The sequence below is a fragment of the Cedecea sp. B1(4) genome (genome assembly GCF_059414925.1).
This window is the reverse complement of record NZ_JCAHMZ010000197.1, coordinates 1-236: the sequence shown is the minus strand read 5'-3', so window position 1 is coordinate 236 and position 236 is coordinate 1. Positions and strand designations below refer to the sequence as shown.

1 pseudogene is annotated in these 236 nt (G+C 52.5%); it reads right to left on the bottom strand.

Annotated elements, in window-relative coordinates:
- Positions 1-44: 44 nt before the first annotated feature.
- Positions 45-236, bottom strand: a pseudogene (locus ACR6JA_RS22605) (alanine--tRNA ligase-related protein); the annotation flags it as partial.

The window sequence follows — 236 nt, the reverse complement described above, 5'->3', positions numbered from 1 at the left end:
GGGTTGTGGAGTTACTGGTGTTCTGAGGTGTGCTTTTCCTATTTGCCTTTAAATTCATCCGCATTTTCCAGGCGTTTCTTGTTTTTGTTTTCTGCGCAAAAAGGGTTTGACTCGCGCGGGCGACGACGCTGCTCTTCCTTTGCGGCTTCAAAGCCGGATTCGTCAACTTTGTTGTTGCGCTCGCGGCACACGTCTGCCGTCTGGTCCACAGGGAAGCCGTTGGTGTCATACTGGCG